The following is a 17,762-nucleotide window of genomic DNA, read 5'->3' as shown; positions in this document are numbered from 1 at the left end:
GTTTTTAATGTTCGGTAGTTTTTTTGTCCATCAGTTTGTTCTTTTTTTCTTCCAAAGCATCGGCCATGTCGTCACGCACCGTTTCATCAGCCACTTTGATGCCGGACATATAAGCTGCCCGTCCAATCATATGGCCACCCACAGGTGCTGTGATGAATAGGAACGCGATGGCGATGATCATCTGCGTATTGAAGATGCCTTCGACCAGCCAAAAGTGGATGAAGGCGGCGGTCAATACACAGAGAACCCCGAGCGTCGAGCTCTTAGAGGCCGCGTGCGTACGCGTATAGACATCCGGCAGGCGGATAAGCCCCAATGCCGTGACGAGGCTGAAAATGACCCCTGTGCTCATTAATAGGATGATGAGGATATTAATGATTATTGTCTCGATCGAAAATCTCTCCTCTCTCAAGGAATTTTGCAAAAGCAATGGTCCCGATAAAGGACAGGATACTCAACAATAAGATGATTTCGAGAAAGAACTCCGTCTCGATGATCAGCGACAAAAGGGCAATGATCGACACCAAAGAAATCCCGATGGCATCGAGTGCAACGACCCGGTCAGCGATTGTCGGTCCCTTAACGAGCCGGTAAAGCAGACCGGTAAAGCCGATGCTGACAATGATAAGCGAAATCCAATAAAACATCATCATGGGCGGCTCACCTCCAGAATGGCACGTTCGAATGTATCTTTGATTGCATTGACGGCTCCGTCAATATCGTCAAAGTCGAGCGCATGGATATAGAGCCTTTTCTGGTCGTCTGAAATGCCGACAACAAGCGTACCGGGTGTGAGGGTGATTAAAGCGGATAGTAAAGTGATTTCCCAATCCTCTTTAAGTTCCGTTTCCAATTCGAATATTGCCGGCTTCAAGTTCATATTTGGGCTGATGACAATCCGCAAAACCTGGATGCTTGACAGAAAAAGCTCCTTTAGGAACAACAGGAATAATTTGATGATAGCCCATACCCGTGAAGTATACAGGTGGTATGAAAAGAACCGGCGCATCAGAATGATGATGCCGAGGCCAACGATAAAGCCGATTGCGAATCCGGCTGGACTGAAGGAAACGGTCATGAACATCCAGACAAAGGCCAGGAAGAAATTCAATAAGATTTGTAACGCCATAGTCATCTACTCCTTTAAGACCGCATCAATATAGATGGATGGATTCAGCAGCACTTCGCCTGCGCCAGAAATGAATGGCATGAAGAGTTCCGCACCGACCCCGAATACCACTGTAATGGCAACAAGGATGACCGTTGGGATAAACATTTGATTGAATACGGATTTCTTTAAGGGAACGGTTTCAACCGGTTCTCCCCAAAAAGCATAAACGAAGATGCGCACAGCACTCAACAATACAATCAGGCTTGTTACAAGGACGATAATACTCCCCCAGAATTGCGGGCCTTCAAATCCACCTTGAACAATCAGCAGCTTACCGGGGAATCCGCTGAGGGGCGGAATTCCCGCTAGTCCAAATGCTGTAACCAAATACGTCCAGCCCAAGAATGGATAAGTTTTGATCAATCCGCCCATTTTCCGGAGGTCTGTCGTGCCGAACAATACGGCGACAATCCCGACCAGGAAGAACAAGGCAGCTTTGATCAGCATATCATGGAGCAGATAGAAAATGGAGCCATCGACACCAGGCTGGTTTAATTGGGCAACCCCGAACAGGATTACACCGACCGCAATGATGATATTATAGATGATGATCTTTTTGACATCAAAATAGGCGAGTGCACCCACACAGCCAGCAAGAATGGTCAGGATGGCGATGATTCCAAGTAATTCATGTGTAAAGCCAATATTCATTGTAAAGAACAAAGTATATGTACGCATGATGGCATAAACGCCGACTTTTGTCAGCAAAGCCCCAAATAGCGCCAATATCGGAATAGGTGGTGCGTAGTACGATCCCGGCAGCCAGAAATACAATGGGAAGATTGCGGCTTTAAAACCGAAGACGACCAGGAACATGACAGCAATGACGGTCAGGATTCCGGTTTCTTCAATTTGTGGAATCTTCACTGCAAGATCCGCCATATTCAAAGTTCCGGTGACAGAATAGAGAAATGCGACAGCAGCTACAAACAATGCGGATGAAATAATATTCACCAGCAGGTATTTGATGGATTCACGAAGCTGCGGCTTTTCTCCTCCATGAACGATCAGGAGATAGGAAGCCATCAGCAGCACTTCAACAAATACGAATAAGTTGAAGATATCTCCGGTCGTGAATGCGCCATTGACGCCGACCATCAAGAATATTACCGCTGGATAGTAATAGGATTGCTCGCGTCTCACGCCGATGGTCGGAAAGCTGTAGAACACGACAAACAAAACGATGATGGAAGTAGTGACCACCAATAGGGCAGATAGTGGATCCGAAACCATGGAAATGCCAAAAGGTGCCGGCCAACTGCCGAGCGTGACAGCCTGTACTCCATCAGCATTCACTTTTGCCAGCAGGAATAAAGAAGAAATCAACGTTGCGCCTGCACCAGTTGCAGCAAGTGTACGCTGCAGCTTCAAGTGTTTTGGGAACATCATCAGGATAGTAGCAAACAGCAAAGGAATGATGATCGGAAATAAAAGTAAATTACTCATGGTCTTCAGTTCCTCTCAGCAAATCCATATTGTCCGTACCGAGCTCCTGATAAGACCGGTATGCGAGCACAAGGAAAAATGATGTAACGGCAAATGAAATGACAATCGCTGTCAAAATCAATGCCTGGGGCAAGGGGTCCGCGTAATCGCTGACGCTGACTCCTTCAGCCACGACGGGCGGCGAGTTTCCGCTAAGACCACCCATGGTCAAAAGCAATAGATGGGCGCCATGGCTCAGCAGCCCTGTCCCGATAATGATGCGTATCAGGCTTTTCGAAAGCATTAAGTAAACAGCTGCCATAAAGAGAAATCCGATGGCAACCGACATGACTATTTCCATTATTCATCCTCTCCAATCGTTTGAATAATGGTCATCGTTACACCGACAACAACCAGGTAAACACCTGCATCGAACAGCATCGCCGAGTGCAGGGAAGTATAACCGAAAAGCGGTAAATCAAAGTAATCATATGCATGTGTGAAAAAAGGAACATCAAAGATGATGGACGCAGAGGCAGTGGCAAGTGCCAGCAGTAGACCGACAGCTGTCATTGTCACATAATTGATCGGCAATATTTTCTTGACCGTTTCGAGGTCAAAAGCAAGCATCAGCAGGACAATCGCACTGGTAGTCAGTAATCCGCCGACAAATCCTCCGCCAGGTGTATAATGGCCCGCAAAGAAAATATGGACAGCGAACATCAAAATGATGAAGGTCACTACTTTTGTAGCTGTTTGAAGCATCACATCATTTGTTCTCATGCTGACCCTCCTTTTTGGTCAACCGCAGTTTGATCATGGTAATGATGCCGATACCGGCAATACCCAGTACAGCAATTTCAAACAATGTATCAAATCCACGATAATCGACTAAAATAACATTGACGATATTTCCGCCGCCTGCTTCCGAGTAGACAGTTTCTTTGTAGAATTCGGAAATGGAAGGCAGAGCCTTTTGTGAATGGGACGCTAGAGCAATTAAGGTCATCGTGATGCCAACACCCACTGCAACGAGTGCATTTCCAAGACGGAAGCCCATGCGTTCTTCTTTTCGGCTGATTTGCGGCAAATGGTAGAATGCCAGCAGGAACAGCGCGACGGAAATGGTCTCGATCACCAGCTGGGTCAATGCCAAATCGGGTGCACGGAAAATGACGAAGAACAAGGCAACTGAATAGCCGACAGCCCCCAAAGCGATAATCGCCGTAAGCCTCGATTTCGAAACGAGAATCGTCAGCGTTGAGCCGACTAAAGCCACCATGATGACAATTTCATAAAAACCGATGGGTGCCAAATTAGTTAGGTCCAGAGCAAATGCCTCAGTCAAATAGAGGGTGCTCAAAAGGATGAAAATAACGAAACTGAACATATAGACCAAGTAAGAACGGATAAAGCCGGTCATGTAAAGTTTAGAAAAGCGGTTTGCACCAGTGTCGCTCAAGAACATCAAGTTGTCATATAAAGCATTCAACGAGACGGAATCCGGGAAGAGGTCATAGCTCTTCTGCCATTTGTGCAGCGTCCAGAACATCAGGCCGCCGACTGCAAAGATGCCGAGGGTCATAAAGAGCTCGGTGTTAAAGCCGTGCCATGCCGATACATGGACATCCACTTGTCCAGGAGAAGTATAAAGAAAAGGCTGGATGGCCATAACAGCTGGCTTGACGAGCCAATCACCGACACGGTTCGGGATAAAGAAAATCACAACAACAAGAATGGCGAGAAACACCGGAGAAATGAGCATGCCGATCGGTGCCTCGTGAGCCGGCTTCGGCAGTTGCTCCGGCTTGTGTTTGCCGGCAAATGTATGGAACACAAAATAGAAACTGTAGATGAACGTGAATACGGAACCGAGCCAAGCGACAATCGGGAATAATACGCCCCAGACGTCCATGGAGAATAAGTCAAACTCAGCTAAAGAAAGCATGGCTGTCAGGAACATTTCCTTGCTCAGGAAACCGCCGAATGGAGGCAAGCCTGCCATAGAAAATGCTCCAATCATAGCAACGCTGAAACTAACGGGCATCAAGCTCATCAACCCGCCAAGTTTGCGGATGTCCCGCGTACCGGTTTCATGGTCGATGATTCCGGCAATCATGAACAAACTGCCTTTAAAGACGGCATGGTTGATCAAATGGAATATTGCTGCGAATCCAGCATACTTGAATGTGGTTTCCGCAATATTGTCAATGTGGTAACCGGCAGCTGAAGCCCCCAGCAACGACATGATCAAACCAAGTTGTGAAACCGTGGAGAATGCCAAAATGCCTTTTAGGTCCTTTTGCTTCAAGGCGAAGAAAGAGCCCCAGAACATGGTGAACAAGCCAACTCCTGCCACGAGCCACATCCACGTGCCGGATATCGCGAAAATGGGGGTCAAGCGAGCAACCAGGTATAGGCCTGCTTTGACCATTGTCGCAGAGTGCAAGTAAGCACTTACAGGAGTGGGTGCTTCCATTGCATCGGGAAGCCAGATATAGAACGGGAACTGTGCAGACTTCGTAAATGCACCAAACAGCACAAGGACGAGAGCCCAGATGAAGAAATCATGCGTCGCCATTTCCGGTGCCTGCGAAATCAATTCACGTATTGAATATGTATTGCCCATGATGCCTAGAAGCACAAAGCCTCCAAGCATCATCAATCCGCCAAAAACGGTGACCATCATCGATTTTAATGCACCGAACCTCGAGCGGTCTCGGGTGTACCAATAACCGATCAGAAGGAAAGATGAAATCGATGTTAATTCCCAGAATAGGTAGAGTGTAATTAAGTGATCACTTTGGACAATGCCGAGCATTGCCGTCATGAACATCAATAAATAAACATAGAAGTTATGTAATTGTTCGCGATGTTTGTCCAAATAGAAAATGGAGTACAGTACCACTAAAGCTCCGATGCCTGTAATCAGCAACGTGAACAGCAGGCTCAATCCATCAATATACGCAACAAACGCGATATCAAGTGAAGGGATCCATTGAAATTCAGAAACCAGATTGCCGCCATCAATGGTAGTGGGAAGCAATGAGGCATAGTAAATGAATAAAATAACGGGCACGATCAAAACAAACCAGCCTGTATGGATCTTTCCGACTTTCTTAAATAACAGCGGGATGAAGAGAGCTGCCAGCAAAGGTAAAAAGATTAAAAATACAAATGACAAATGAATCCTCCTTCCAGCATATACGTGATGAGTTTCTAATTAGAAATTATAACGCAAATCGAGTGGTTTTGCACCGTTCATTCATTACGGCTATTGAAATCATTCAACTTTCCATGAGCTTTTCAAATAGGAAGAAACCCAATTAAGTTAGTTTTGTGAATACAGAAGAAAAATGAAAAAAGGCGAGTTTTCAAATGAAAACCCGCCTTTTTTTACGTGTTCTTCAATTCCTGTTCAAGCAATACATCTTCAAAATCCTGCTCGGGTTTTGCCAGTGTGAATCTCAGGAAGGCGAAAGCCAGGACAAACAGCACACCTGTCACGATGAAAACAGAAGAGATGCCGATAATGCCGCTGACAATCCCCCCGAACATGGGACCTATGATGTTTCCAAGAAAACGGAAACTTGTATTGTAACCCATGATCTCCCCTTGAATTTCAATCGGCGCTTCCCGGCGCATCAAAGCGGTGGTCGTCGGAATCATACCGCCGACTGCGATGCCGAACAAGAGGCGCAAAACAATCAATTGCCAAAGCTCGTTGACGAACGCTTGTGGGATTATAAAGAGGAATGCCAGGAGCAGCAGGAACCCGAGAACTTTTTCATAACCGATGGAATCGCCTAAACGACCCCAGCGCCGAGCGAACAACAAGCTGCCGACGCCCGTCGCGCTGAAGGTGATTCCAGCCAGGAACGCCACTTGTCCGCTGCCTTCTGTCAACTGTGCCACATATAGCGACAATAGAGGCTGAATACTGAAATTGCCGATTTGAATCAAAGCAGTGATGATCATGACGTTCAATATCAGGCGATGGCTTAAAATGCCGGTGATGATGGTTTTAGGTGCATAGACATGGGCGCCTTTCTGTTTAATCCGTTTGATTTCATGCAGTCCGAAGACCACAAACAATGCTGCAACGGAAATCACGCTCGCTGTAATCAGGAAAGTGTATTGGAAACCGAAGGCATCTGCCATCAAGCCGCCGAGAACAGGACCGAAAAGTGTACCGGAAACGCTGCCCATCTGAAGCGTACCAAGCGTTTTACCCGCAGTTTCCTTGGAGGTCTGGGAACTGACAAAAGCAAGCGAAGTAGGGATGAACCCAGTCACAACACCCATGAACAGACGGATCAAAAACAGCTCTGTCACAGAATCAGCCGTACCCATCATAAAAATACTGATGGCGATACCGAATCCGTTGATGATTAAAATGGGTTTGAAACCATATTTATCGGCAATGCGCCCCCAGATCGGGGACATGATCAAAGCGGCGACAAAAGTGATGCCAAATACCAGGCCTGACCAGCGCTGTACATATTCATCCGTGAAATTGCCCAAAGATTCTATATAAAGAGATAAGAATGGCATTATCATGGTGGTACTGCCGGCAACAAGGAAATTGGTGAACATGATAATAAAAAAATTCTTTTTCTGAGTATCCAACTGGACCCCTTCTTTCTGAATGGAGCAACTGTTCCTATTATATGATATTTCGCCTGACGAAGAAAGTGTTGTATCTTACCGGTGAATTCAAAAAAAATCTATGCTAAAATAAGGCGGGGTGAAAAGGATGAAAAAAACAATTATAACATCGATTTTAGTGGCATTATTCCTTGGGGCATGCTCAGGGGAAGAGACGAATACAGGAACTGAAGAAACAACAGCTGCACCACAAACAGAAGCGGTTGAAGTTGACGGATATCCTCAGCTCTCAACAGAAGTCGCTGATAATGAAGCGCTTGTTGAACTCACAACATCGATGGGAGCCATGCAGATCAAACTGTTTCCGGACATCGCACCAAAAGCTGTGGAAAACTTTTTGGCGCATGCAGAGGAAGGCTATTATGATGGATTGACTTTCCATCGTATTATTGAGGACTTTATGCTTCAGACTGGAGATCCGACCGGCACAGGCGGCGGCGGTGAAAGCATTTATGGCGCTCCGTTCGAAGATGAATTCCATGACCATCTTTTTAACATCCGCGGCGCGTTGTCGATGGCAAACGCCGGACCTGGCACAAATGGCAGCCAGTTCTTCATTGTTCAGGCACCAGCAGTTGCAGAAGAAGATCTGGCCGGGGAATACCCGGATGAAATTCGAAAAGCCTACCTGGAGCAGGGCGGCGCGTTCTGGCTTGACGGCAAACACACTGTATTCGGTCAGGTGATCGAAGGCATGGAGGTTGTGGACGCTATTGCTGCAGTTGAAACCGAACAGGAAAAACCGGTCGAAGATGTGACTATCGATTCCATCGAAATTCTGGAGCAATAAGCCACAACACCAGCGAAGAGTTTAACCTGGCCCATGGATAAAAGAATGATGCGCTCTATTACTGGAGCGTTAAAGGAAAAGCAGAAGACTCACTCCAGTGGGTTCTTCTGCTTTTCTTTTTTTATTTATGTGCTATTATAGCCCTTAACACTGTAGAAATGTCAGGTGAAAACAAATGGGTTTAAATGAAATGAACAGAAGAGCTGTTGTTGTCCTTGAAGAATGGGATCCTTTTGCCATCGGTTCAGAGCTGTACGGCAAAGAAACCGAAAGAGTCGTGGCTCAACTGCAGGTTCTTGATCATCCTTCAGAACTTGCAAAACAAATCCAGAGCATTTATGAAATCTCTTTTGATAAATGGATTCCACTGGAACGATGTGTAGAGATTTCCTATAAATTGATTGCGCTTAAGTATGAAGCGAAACACATTATCTGAAAATCAAAAAAAGCTTTCAGCGATTATTCGCCGAAAGCTTTTTTTGTGGTGATGATTTATTTTGATCCTAAACCATCGACTAAGTTAGAAGCAGGTACTTCCAATGCATTTGAAAGGATTAGAATGGTTTGATTGGAAGGAACTTCTTCGCCGCTTTCATAGGCTTGAAGCTTGGCAACGCCAATTCTTGTCTTCAAGGCCAGTTCATCCAATGATAGGTTACGCTCTTCGCGAAGCGCTTTTAATTGGGCGTGTAAATCATTTTTCAAAGTCATGCACTCCTTCTATATGGAACTTTCTTCTATTTACATACTATCACGCACAGAAATATTTCGATAGGGAAATTTATGGCATTTCTCGGACAGTCTGATCAGAAAATGGCAATGATGCCACGGATAAAGACAACGATGATCGCAACCGGCGCAACATAACGCACCAATACACGCCAAACATCAACCCATACTTTCTGCTGCGAAAGCTCAATGTGCGCTTCTTCTTTGGTCAGCACATAACCTGCAAACAATGCAGTGAATAGGGCACCAAGAGGCAACCCGATCCGGCTGGTTAACGTATCGACAAAGTCAAAGAAGGTCATTCCAAAGAAAATTTCCTGCGGCATGACACCGAAAGATAATGCACTTGGAATCCCGACGATGAAAATCATCAAGCCGAAAATCAGCGCGACACGGCGGCGGCGATCGTATTTGTTCTTGACGCCGATGGAAACCGTAATCTCCAGCATCGAAATGGAGGATGTCAGTGTTGCAAACAGCAACAGAACAAAGAAGATGATCATCAGGAATTCACCCATGAACAATTGATCGAATATAGCCGGTAAAATAATGAATACCAGTCCGGGACCTTGATCAGGTGTGTAGCCCAGAGAGAAAACCGCCGGGAAAATGATCAATCCGGCCATGATCGAAATCACGATATTCAGTGACACCACACTGATAGATGAGCGTGTCAGATTTTCGGATTTAGGCAGATAGGATGCATACGTGATCATCCCGGCAACACCAACACTCAACGAAAAGAAAGCTTGTCCAAGTGCGATTAATGCGGTCTCAAAATTAAAGAAAGACCAGTCAGGCACAAACATGAAACGTACACCTTCCATAGCGCCATCAAGTGTTAACGAACGGACCATCAGCACCACGAAGAAAATCAATAATGCCGGCATCATGATTTTGCTGGCACGCTCGATGCCCCCCTTGATGCCGCCTTGTACGATCCAAATAGTCAATCCCATGAAAGCGGCCTGTGCAAGCAAAACTTCCCATGGATTAGTAATAATTCCGGTAAACAGTTCAGCAAATTCAGCATCCCCTAAATCGGATAACTGGAACAGGATCGAGCGGCCCAGATAGGACAAGACCCATCCGCCAACCACACTGTAAAAAGACAAAATCAGAAACGAAAAGATAAATCCGGACCAGCCGATTAAATACCACGGTTTACCGGGAGCCTGTTTTCTTAAACCGCTGACGGCATCTGCCTGCCCTCTGCGGCCAATGACAAATTCAGCGAGGAGAATCGGCAGCCCGATTGCCACAGTGCTGATGATAAACAGCAAAATAAAGACACTGCCCCCATTTGCGCCAGTTTCGTATGGGAATTTCCAAATGGCCCCCAAGCCGATTGCACTTCCTGCTGCTGCAAGAATAAAGCCCAGCTTAGAACTCCATTGATCACGTTTTTTCAACTTCTTCACTCCTATCTCATGTAGATTTCCTCATTTTACACGAGCGGCACTAAAAAAAATAGCAGTATTTGAAACGCTGATGGGATTGGAGCGTATAATAATCAGTAAGTCAAAAGAGTGATTATTCCGAAATGTTAAGAGGTGAAGCAATGGCTTCTGAAAATGACCATTATGGAAAGGCCCAAAAAGGGGACGAATCCGCATTCTCTTCATGGGCAGGCGAAATCCAGCCGGATCTCGGCCGCTTTGTTTATCAATTAGGTGTATCTATAGAAGAATTGCCGAACTTCCAACGGCTTTTGCTGCTCCAACTGCACAAACAATTTGAGCAGCTGGCACCAGAGCAGGCAAAAATTCAGCTATACAGAATAACGGTCCAACAAGTACAGGAGCAATCTCTTCAATTTGAGGACAACAGTAAAACTCAAATGCTTGGATTTCAGGAAGACCAGGAACTGCATATGGAGCTGCAAAAACTGGAATTGGCTCAGCGGGTCCCGTTGGTTTTAACTCATTTTCACAACTGTTCAATTACAGATATTTCTATCATTATAGAATTGCCAGAGCATCAGGTAAAGCAGGCGCTGATCGAAGGGATGCAGACAGTTCAACAGTTCTTGCAATTGGATGAAGGGCAGCTGCTGCAGCGGCTGGAAATGCTTGGAAAATCTTATCAGCGGTTGATGCCGCCTTTGCCAGTTGAACAGGAACTTCAGGATGAAGATAGAATTCCTCTTGCTTCGGAAGCAGTTGAAACCGCCAAGCCATCACAACAGACCCGAAAAAAACCGTTCATTGTTCTGGGAGCGGCAGGCCTGTTTTTGGCAGCTGTTATCGGCGTCAGCTTTTCGGTAAATGACCAGCAGGCAGAAACCGCCGGGACGACAGACTATCAGAAAATCGAAAAAGTGACCGATGAAATGGTTGCAGACTGGCGCGGCCAATATGAAACCATTAAAGAAACTTCACCAAAGCGCTTGGGGATGTCGGTTGAACAATACAGCCAGCTGGATTATGTCAAACAGGCAGATGCCGAAATGGCAAGGGTTTTCAGTAATGAAAACCTCAATCTGTTGGAAGATGATCCGATTGGCATGCAAACAGCCATCGATCGCCTCTTCAGGCAGATTGAAACGCCGCGTGGCATGACTGGCTCCTTATCCGGTCCCAACCCGATGCCCACTGAAGAAATAGAGGGTTTTCTCCGTAATTACGCGGCTAAGACCGATGAACTGCGCGTGTTTGCGGATAGCGTGCTGCTAAAATATCAACAGGAATTGGAATCGACGGTTGTGATGGACCAGTTGTCTCCAGAAAAACTACTGGCGGCCTCTGGCAGCTACCCGGAAGAATTGCGTTTGGTTGTTGAAGCTTTGCCCGAATACAACCTGTTTGCCATCGCGCATCCAAACGGAAAAAAGTATAGAACCATTCGGGACGTTAATATTCTCAGCCAGCAACAGCCGATTATGAATGATCCCTACGCTTGGCATTATTTAAACTTGTTAAGCAATGAACCATATTTTGATGACAGTGGATTTTTGATGCCGATCGATTTTGTTTCTCAGCAATTACTTTCTATAGAGCAGGCATTGTTGGAAGAAGCGGAAGAGACGCTCTTATTTGATGGGATGGAGGTGGCTTATCAGCAAGTTTTTTGGCAGTTGGTGAAAGGCAGCGGCGGCTCTGCAGTTTTTGATGGGCAAGGCAAAGTCAAAGACGAATACCGGAAGTCCTGGAGCGACTTGGCTTCATCCAACCCAATGGCTTTCTTGATGCTGCCGATTCTGGAGGAAATGGAAGCCAGCGACTGGACAGCTTCAGCTCATTACGATGAGTTGGAATTCCATGATTTAATGGATGCCTTGGCGATGGAAAAATCAGGCGAGCTCGCTGACAAGCTGCCCAATGGCGATTTGGTCATTGAAGACGAATTTGTCGACATGCAGGATTTTGACTGGAGCCGCATCCAACCATTGTATGACGCATTCACTGCTTCTTATGATTTGCAGCTTTTAGCAGGTGTGCCGCCTCTTGACGTGCTCTTCATGTATCATTATGCCAATAAACTTGAGGATACTGAAACGCTGTGGCATCTTTTGGCGGACAGCCCATTAAAGCCGCCGCTTGATGAATTTGAAAAAGGCTGGAAAAAGATTCCTGAGCTGACGGAAAATGCAGATTGGGTTGAGCTTTCCGCTGATTCCTCCAAACAGCGCGTGAAAAATAAGATTTATCTTCACCCCCTAGTGTATACAGAGGAATTTGATGAACGATTAAATCTGCTGTTGGTGACGGAGAGGGATCAGATTTGGCAAATCGATTACCAGCAGTACGAAAGTTATGACCTGGTTGGTGAAGGCCAGCAGTATAAGCAGATTGTCGACGCTCTTTACGCGGATCTTTCCGCCGATTCCCAAAAACAGCTTCCAGCTGACACCAAGCCTGGAGAAGTGGCAGGAGTATTTTTCAAAGCTGTTGAAAATAAAGACATTCCAACCATGAGGAAGTTAAGTGGAAAAACCGATTGGACAGATGAAGAATTTGATGATTTTCTTGAATTGCATAGTTTCCGTCCGTTTTCCGAGTTGGCGCAATTGAGGTTCATGACCAACTTCAACGCGGGAAGTTCGTCAGTCCTTACTGGCATAGCAGAAATAAAATACGATACCCAACTTCAGGATGGCTTGTTTCAGGAAATGTTTTTCATGGAAAAAACCGTGGCCGGTTGGCGTATGGCTGACTTAAATAACTACTGATTTTACTCTGGGCATATACTTGTGCTATAATATACAGATGCCAATAGGTGTACAGGACAATTAGATATGACTAGGAGCGGGTAAACATGACAAAAACATACCAAACAGGCGATACGGTTTCAGGTAAAGTAACAGGAATCCAGCCATACGGTGCATTCGTAGCTTTAGACGACCAAACACAAGGGTTGGTTCACATTTCAGAAATCACTCACGGTTACGTGAAAGAAGTAAGTGAGTATTTGGCAGTAGGACAAGAAGTTGACGTGAAAGTATTGGAAGTTGATGAGAAATCTAAAAAAATCAGCCTTTCAATCCGCGCACTTCAAGAGCAGCCACCAGCAGCTCAAAAAACTGAAAAACCAAAACAATCTCTTCAGTCACACGTGAACGAAAGTGATTCTGAAGGATTCAACTCGTTGAAAGACAAAATGCAAGAGTGGATCAAACGTTCTGGACAGTAAGAAAAACCAGTAACAAAACAAAAAACGAAGCACAGACATCATGTCTGCGCTTCGTTTTTTTTGATTTTCCGTAACCGGTACTGCAGATTCTGACGGCTCATCCCAAGGGCAGCTGCCGCTTTCGTGACATTGCCGCCATGCAGATCCATCGCTTTTTGCAGGTAATACATTTCAGCCTCAAACAAGTATTCCTCCAGCGGCAATAGCTCCGTAGTGGATTGGACGATAAAATCTTCGGGCTTATGCGCTCCCTTTAAATCGGCTTTCAGCTTGAAATGGTGCGGCAGCATATCCACCGTCACGATTTCCTGTGTCGTCAACATCGACGTGGTTTCATCGAGCAGCAATTCGAGTTCTTTTAAATTACCTGGCCAATCGTAAGCGTGCAGCAAATCCGTTACTTCTTTATCCAGCCCCTTGACGGTTGAACCAACCATCATCCGGTGACGCGAAAAATAATCATCTACAAACGGCAGGATGTCTTCTTTTCGGGATCGCAACGGTTCCACTTTGATGGTCATCGACGAGAAGAAATAATACAGATCCTTCAATAACTTATGCGAAGCGATCAATTCCACTGGGTCGTCGCCAACACTGGCAATAAAATAGGCATTTCCCCGTGAACGTTCTTCAGCCATCTCCAGCAGCTGCTTCTGCAAAGGCAGCGGCAGCAGGTCAATTCGCTCACAGTAGATGGTGCCATCGTCAATTTGCTTGATATCTTCCCCTAATTGATCGATGATCAGGCCATCTGTTCCATGGCAGTAAAGGGTGTACATCTGTCTGCCAGAAGATTGGGCCCAGTGCATCGCTTCTGCAATCAATTCTTTTCCGGTTCCCGATTCGCCTACCAGCAGCACCGGCAATTTTGCCGTTGCCGCTTTTTCGGCAGTCGCGATGACTTTTTTCATACTTTTGGATACGGCAGTGATTGACGAGAAGGTGATGGGCTCTTCATATTTTTTTAAGGGTTGATAAATCACTTTTTCAAGCGTTGTAACATCCCGTGATAATTCGATGGCGCCAATCAGTTTTTTTCCGTTGAAGACCGGATACGTATCGTTGATGGTGGTGATTTCCTGGCCTTTCCGGTTCCAATAGGTCTGTTTGACGTTAAAAACAGGCGTCCCACTCTGCAGAACCTGCAGCAAGGTACTTTCATGCTGGTCAAAACGGAACATTTCCAATAAGGATCGATCTGCCAGTTCCTCAAAATCAAATCCTTCGATTTCACGCATTTTTTTATTGTAAAGAATGGTTTTTCCTTTGGTATCTATAGCATGAATCCCAATAGCGACGTGCTCTCCAGCAAATTTATAGAACGGGGATAAATCGATATCTAGCGGTTTCAAAACGCTCACTCCAAAATTATTTTGATTTTTTAAATAAAAACACTTGAATTATGCAACAATCTTTTGCATTATTATATATGGAAGCAGTTATAAAGTGCAAATTTTTTTTGCGCTTACTTAAAACTCAAGGAGGATTTACATGATTCCCTACAAACACGAACCATTCACAGATTTCTCAATCGACAAAAATCGCACAGATTACCTGGAAGGCTTGAAAACAGTTGAAGCTTACCTGGGTCAAGACTATCCGTTGATTATTGGTGGAGAGCGCATTACCACTGAAGATAAAATCGTTTCATTCAATCCTTCAAATAGAGAAGAACTAATTGGCCGTGTGTCAAAATCAAATAAAGAGTTGGCTGAACAAGCAATGCAATCAGCTGATGAAGCTTTTAAAACATGGAAAAAAGTAAAACCTGAAATTCGCGCTGATGTGTTGATGAGAGCAGCTGCAATTGTCCGCCGCCGCAAACACGAATTCTCGGCACTTTTGACAAAAGAAGCAGGCAAGCCTTGGAATGAAGCAGATGCAGATACAGCAGAAGCCATCGATTTCATGGAATATTACGCTCGCCAAATGCTGCGCCTGAAAGATGGCATGCCAGTGGAAAGCCGTCCGGGCGAAGACAACCGCTACGATTACATTCCTTTGGGAGTTGGCGTCGTCATTTCACCTTGGAACTTCGCTTTCGCGATTATGGCCGGAACAACAGTTGCTGCGATGGTTGCAGGAAACACGGTTCTATTGAAGCCAGCTTCAACAACTCCGGTTGTCGCTTACAAGTTCATTGAAGTTCTTGAAGAAGCGGGCATGCCACCAGGCGTTGTCAACTACATTCCAGGACCAGGCTCTGAAGTTGGGGATTACTTGGTAGATCACGCGAACACACGCTTTATCTCATTTACTGGTTCAAAAGAAGTCGGCCTTCGCATTGCAGAACGTTCTTCAAAAGTGAACGAAGGACAAGTTTGGATGAAACGCCTGATTGCTGAAATGGGCGGCAAAAACACAATGGTTGTGGACAAGGAAGCGGATCTTGAGCTTGCTGCACAATCGATTGTAAAATCAGCATTCGGTTTTAGCGGACAGAAATGTTCAGCTGGATCACGTGCGGTCATCGTTGAAGATGTCTATGATACTGTAGTGGAACGCGTAATTGAATTGACGAAAGAATTGACGATCGGCGATCCGGTTGATCAGTCAAACTACATGGGACCGGTTATTGACGGCAACTCATACAAGAAAATCATGAGCTATATCGAAATCGGCAAAGAAGAAGGCCGTTTGGTTGCAGGTGGAGACGGGGACGATTCGAAAGGTTATTTTGTTAACCCAACCGTTTTCGCTGACCTTGATCCAAATGCACGCGTTATGCAGGAAGAAATCTTTGGACCTGTTGTCGGAATCACCAAAGCGAAAGATTTTGACCATGCAATCGAAATCGCTAACAACACGGAGTACGGCTTGACTGGCGGAGTTATCACAAACAACCGTGCGAACCTGGAAAAAGCCCGTGAAGATTTCCACGTAGGAAACCTTTACTTCAACCGCGGCTGTACCGGTGCGATTGTTGGATATCAGTCATTTGGCGGATTCAACATGTCCGGAACAGATTCAAAAGCAGGCGGACCGGATTACCTTGTTCTTCATATGCAAGCACAAACTACTTCTGAAATGTATTAATTCAACATTCTAAATGTATTAATACAACATTAAATGGTATAATAATTCATTAAAAGGCAGACTAAGGTCTGCCTTTTTTTAAAAAAAGGAGGAAATTAGATGACACAGACACAAACTATCATTGAACAAACAGAAAAATACGGTGCGAATAACTACCATCCACTGCCAATCGTTATTGTAGAGGCGGAAGGCGTTTGGGTAAAAGATCCGGAAGGCAATAAATTCATGGATATGCTGTCAGCTTATTCAGCTGTCAACCAGGGACATCGCCATCCGAAAATCATTCAGGCACTGAAAGATCAAGCGGACCGCGTTACCTTGACTTCACGTGCTTTCCATAATGACAAATTGGCTCCATGGTACCAAATGATCTGCGATATTTCCGGCAAGGAAATGGCATTGCCGATGAATACAGGCGCTGAAGCTGTAGAAACGGCATTCAAAGCTGCACGCCGTTGGGCATATGACGTAAAAGGCGTTGCTGACAACCAGGCGGAAATCATCGCTTGTGAAGGTAACTTCCATGGCCGCACGATGACAGCTGTTTCATTGTCATCTGATCCTGAATACCGCAAAGGGTTCGGACCGATGCTTCCTGGCATCAACTTGATTCCTTTCGGTGATTTGGACGCATTGAAAAATGCCATTACACCAAATACAGCTGCATTCCTGATCGAACCGATCCAGGGTGAAGCGGGAATCATCATGCCTCCAAAAGGTTTCTTGAAAGCAGCGAGAGAACTTTGCCGCGAAAATAATGTTCTTTTCATTGCAGATGAAATCCAATGTGGCCTTGCACGTACAGGCAAAATGTTTGCCTGCGAATGGGAAGATGTAGATCCGGATATGTATATCCTAGGCAAAGCACTGGGCGGCGGAGTATTCCCAATCTCATGTGTCGTAGCCGACAAATCCGTGTTGGGTGTATTCAATCCTGGGTCACACGGTTCCACTTTCGGCGGAAACCCGCTTGCTTGTGCAGTTTCAGTTGCTTCTTTGGAAGTATTGCTTGATGAAAAGCTTTCAGAGCGCTCTCAGGAACTGGGCGAATACTTCATGGAGAAATTGCGTGAAATCGATCATCCTTCTATTAAAGAAGTCAGAGGCCGTGGATTGTTCATCGGTATGGAGTTGACTGAAGCTGCAAGACCGTACTGCGAACAATTAAAAGAATTAGGCCTTTTGTGCAAGGAAACGCATGATACGGTAATCCGCTTTGCTCCGCCATTAATCATTACAAAAGAAGAACTTGATTGGGCGATCGAACGCATTCAAAAAGTATTCTCTAAATAGCATTCACGTGGCACATAA

17 protein-coding genes are annotated in these 17,762 nt (G+C 45.5%); 6 read left to right on the top strand and 11 right to left on the bottom strand.

What is annotated here, in order from left to right; translation table 11 throughout:
* Positions 1–4: 4 nt before the first annotated feature.
* The 8 genes from mnhG to AC1MEO_RS06755 all read right to left on the bottom strand — a co-directional run bounded on the left by mnhG (position 5) and on the right by AC1MEO_RS06755 (position 7,225).
* A complete protein-coding gene (gene mnhG, locus AC1MEO_RS06790) occupies positions 5–424 on the bottom strand; it encodes a monovalent cation/H(+) antiporter subunit G (RefSeq protein ID WP_480335185.1) in 420 nt (139 codons plus the stop codon).
* Positions 372–653 carry a Na(+)/H(+) antiporter subunit F1 gene (locus AC1MEO_RS06785; RefSeq protein WP_480335183.1) on the bottom strand — a complete coding sequence of 94 codons (282 nt, stop codon included), beginning with the start codon at positions 651–653 and terminating at the stop codon, positions 372–374. Before AC1MEO_RS06785 ends, mnhG begins: the two co-directional genes overlap by 53 nt.
* A complete protein-coding gene (locus tag AC1MEO_RS06780; protein ID WP_480335182.1) occupies positions 650–1,129 on the bottom strand; it encodes a Na+/H+ antiporter subunit E in 480 nt (159 codons plus the stop codon). Before AC1MEO_RS06780 ends, AC1MEO_RS06785 begins: the two co-directional genes overlap by 4 nt.
* Positions 1,130–1,135: 6 nt before the next feature.
* Entirely contained in the window at positions 1,136–2,617 is a 1,482-nt protein-coding gene (locus AC1MEO_RS06775) for a Na+/H+ antiporter subunit D (protein ID WP_480335180.1), read from the bottom strand.
* Positions 2,610–2,957 (bottom strand): Na(+)/H(+) antiporter subunit C, encoded by a 348-nt coding sequence (locus tag AC1MEO_RS06770; RefSeq protein ID WP_480335179.1) that lies wholly within the window; start codon positions 2,955–2,957, stop codon positions 2,610–2,612. Before AC1MEO_RS06770 ends, AC1MEO_RS06775 begins: the two co-directional genes overlap by 8 nt.
* Positions 2,957–3,379 carry a Na(+)/H(+) antiporter subunit B gene (locus AC1MEO_RS06765; protein ID WP_480335178.1) on the bottom strand — a complete coding sequence of 141 codons (423 nt, stop codon included), beginning with the start codon at positions 3,377–3,379 and terminating at the stop codon, positions 2,957–2,959. Before AC1MEO_RS06765 ends, AC1MEO_RS06770 begins: the two co-directional genes overlap by 1 nt.
* Entirely contained in the window at positions 3,366–5,780 is a 2,415-nt protein-coding gene (locus AC1MEO_RS06760; protein ID WP_480335177.1) for a Na+/H+ antiporter subunit A, read from the bottom strand. The genes AC1MEO_RS06765 and AC1MEO_RS06760 overlap by 14 nt, the downstream gene beginning before the upstream one ends.
* A gap of 212 nt (positions 5,781–5,992) precedes the next feature.
* Positions 5,993–7,225 carry an MFS transporter gene (locus tag AC1MEO_RS06755; protein ID WP_480335176.1) on the bottom strand — a complete coding sequence of 411 codons (1,233 nt, stop codon included), beginning with the start codon at positions 7,223–7,225 and terminating at the stop codon, positions 5,993–5,995.
* 127 nt (positions 7,226–7,352) lie between these two features.
* Between AC1MEO_RS06755 and AC1MEO_RS06750 the strand changes: the two genes are divergently transcribed.
* Entirely contained in the window at positions 7,353–8,054 is a 702-nt protein-coding gene (locus AC1MEO_RS06750) for a peptidylprolyl isomerase (RefSeq protein ID WP_480335174.1), read from the top strand.
* Positions 8,055–8,229: 175 nt separating this feature from the next.
* Entirely contained in the window at positions 8,230–8,490 is a 261-nt protein-coding gene (locus AC1MEO_RS06745) for a DUF1871 family protein (protein ID WP_480335172.1), read from the top strand.
* Between the two features lie 56 nt (positions 8,491–8,546).
* Here the strand turns inward: AC1MEO_RS06745 and AC1MEO_RS06740 are convergent, their stop codons facing one another.
* Positions 8,547–8,765: a helix-turn-helix domain-containing protein gene (locus tag AC1MEO_RS06740; RefSeq protein ID WP_480335171.1), complete on the bottom strand. Its 219-nt coding sequence runs from the start codon at positions 8,763–8,765 to the stop codon at positions 8,547–8,549.
* A 95-nt stretch (positions 8,766–8,860) separates the two neighbouring features.
* A complete protein-coding gene (locus tag AC1MEO_RS06735) occupies positions 8,861–10,195 on the bottom strand; it encodes a sodium-dependent transporter (protein WP_480335170.1) in 1,335 nt (444 codons plus the stop codon).
* A 149-nt stretch (positions 10,196–10,344) separates the two neighbouring features.
* Between AC1MEO_RS06735 and AC1MEO_RS06730 the strand changes: the two genes are divergently transcribed.
* Together AC1MEO_RS06730 and yugI are read left to right on the top strand one after the other, a co-directional pair.
* Positions 10,345–12,954 (top strand): RNA polymerase sigma factor, encoded by a 2,610-nt coding sequence (locus AC1MEO_RS06730; protein WP_480335168.1) that lies wholly within the window; start codon positions 10,345–10,347, stop codon positions 12,952–12,954.
* Between the two features lie 86 nt (positions 12,955–13,040).
* Positions 13,041–13,415, top strand: coding sequence for a S1 domain-containing post-transcriptional regulator GSP13 (yugI, locus tag AC1MEO_RS06725; RefSeq protein ID WP_006828542.1), 375 nt, complete (start codon positions 13,041–13,043; stop codon positions 13,413–13,415).
* Positions 13,416–13,453: 38 nt separating this feature from the next.
* On the opposite strand, the gene AC1MEO_RS06720 is transcribed toward yugI, so the two are convergent.
* The gene (locus AC1MEO_RS06720; protein ID WP_480335166.1) at positions 13,454–14,767 is read right to left on the bottom strand and encodes a sigma 54-interacting transcriptional regulator; all 1,314 of its coding nucleotides are present in this window, start codon (positions 14,765–14,767) and stop codon (positions 13,454–13,456) included.
* A 139-nt stretch (positions 14,768–14,906) separates the two neighbouring features.
* On the opposite strand from AC1MEO_RS06720, the gene pruA reads away from it, so the two are divergent.
* Both pruA and AC1MEO_RS06710 read left to right on the top strand, forming a co-directional pair.
* Positions 14,907–16,451 (top strand): L-glutamate gamma-semialdehyde dehydrogenase, encoded by a 1,545-nt coding sequence (pruA, locus tag AC1MEO_RS06715; RefSeq protein WP_480335165.1) that lies wholly within the window; start codon positions 14,907–14,909, stop codon positions 16,449–16,451.
* A gap of 99 nt (positions 16,452–16,550) precedes the next feature.
* Positions 16,551–17,744: an ornithine--oxo-acid transaminase gene (locus AC1MEO_RS06710; protein ID WP_480335164.1), complete on the top strand. Its 1,194-nt coding sequence runs from the start codon at positions 16,551–16,553 to the stop codon at positions 17,742–17,744.
* Positions 17,745–17,762 lie beyond the last annotated feature (18 nt).

Source organism: Planococcus sp. BI3 (assembly GCF_056680115.1).
The sequence above is the reverse complement of the archived record's forward strand: the minus strand, read 5'-3'. Positions and strand labels throughout refer to the sequence as shown.

Excerpts from the sequence above, each read along its gene's own strand:
- AC1MEO_RS06785 (WP_480335183.1), bottom strand. The coding sequence starts at position 653 with ATGATGATGTTTTATTGGATTTCGCTTATCATTGTCAGCATCGGCTTT.
- AC1MEO_RS06780 (WP_480335182.1), bottom strand. The coding sequence starts at position 1,129 with ATGGCGTTACAAATCTTATTGAATTTCTTCCTGGCCTTTGTCTGGATG.
- AC1MEO_RS06775 (WP_480335180.1), bottom strand. The coding sequence starts at position 2,617 with ATGAGTAATTTACTTTTATTTCCGATCATCATTCCTTTGCTGTTTGCT.
- AC1MEO_RS06770 (WP_480335179.1), bottom strand. The coding sequence starts at position 2,957 with ATGGAAATAGTCATGTCGGTTGCCATCGGATTTCTCTTTATGGCAGCT.
- AC1MEO_RS06765 (WP_480335178.1), bottom strand. The coding sequence starts at position 3,379 with ATGAGAACAAATGATGTGATGCTTCAAACAGCTACAAAAGTAGTGACC.
- AC1MEO_RS06750 (WP_480335174.1), top strand. The coding sequence starts at position 7,353 with ATGAAAAAAACAATTATAACATCGATTTTAGTGGCATTATTCCTTGGG.
- AC1MEO_RS06745 (WP_480335172.1), top strand. The coding sequence starts at position 8,230 with ATGGGTTTAAATGAAATGAACAGAAGAGCTGTTGTTGTCCTTGAAGAA.
- AC1MEO_RS06740 (WP_480335171.1), bottom strand. The coding sequence starts at position 8,765 with ATGACTTTGAAAAATGATTTACACGCCCAATTAAAAGCGCTTCGCGAA.
- AC1MEO_RS06730 (WP_480335168.1), top strand. The coding sequence starts at position 10,345 with ATGGCTTCTGAAAATGACCATTATGGAAAGGCCCAAAAAGGGGACGAA.
- yugI (WP_006828542.1), top strand. The coding sequence starts at position 13,041 with ATGACAAAAACATACCAAACAGGCGATACGGTTTCAGGTAAAGTAACA.
- pruA (WP_480335165.1), top strand. The coding sequence starts at position 14,907 with ATGATTCCCTACAAACACGAACCATTCACAGATTTCTCAATCGACAAA.
- AC1MEO_RS06710 (WP_480335164.1), top strand. The coding sequence starts at position 16,551 with ATGACACAGACACAAACTATCATTGAACAAACAGAAAAATACGGTGCG.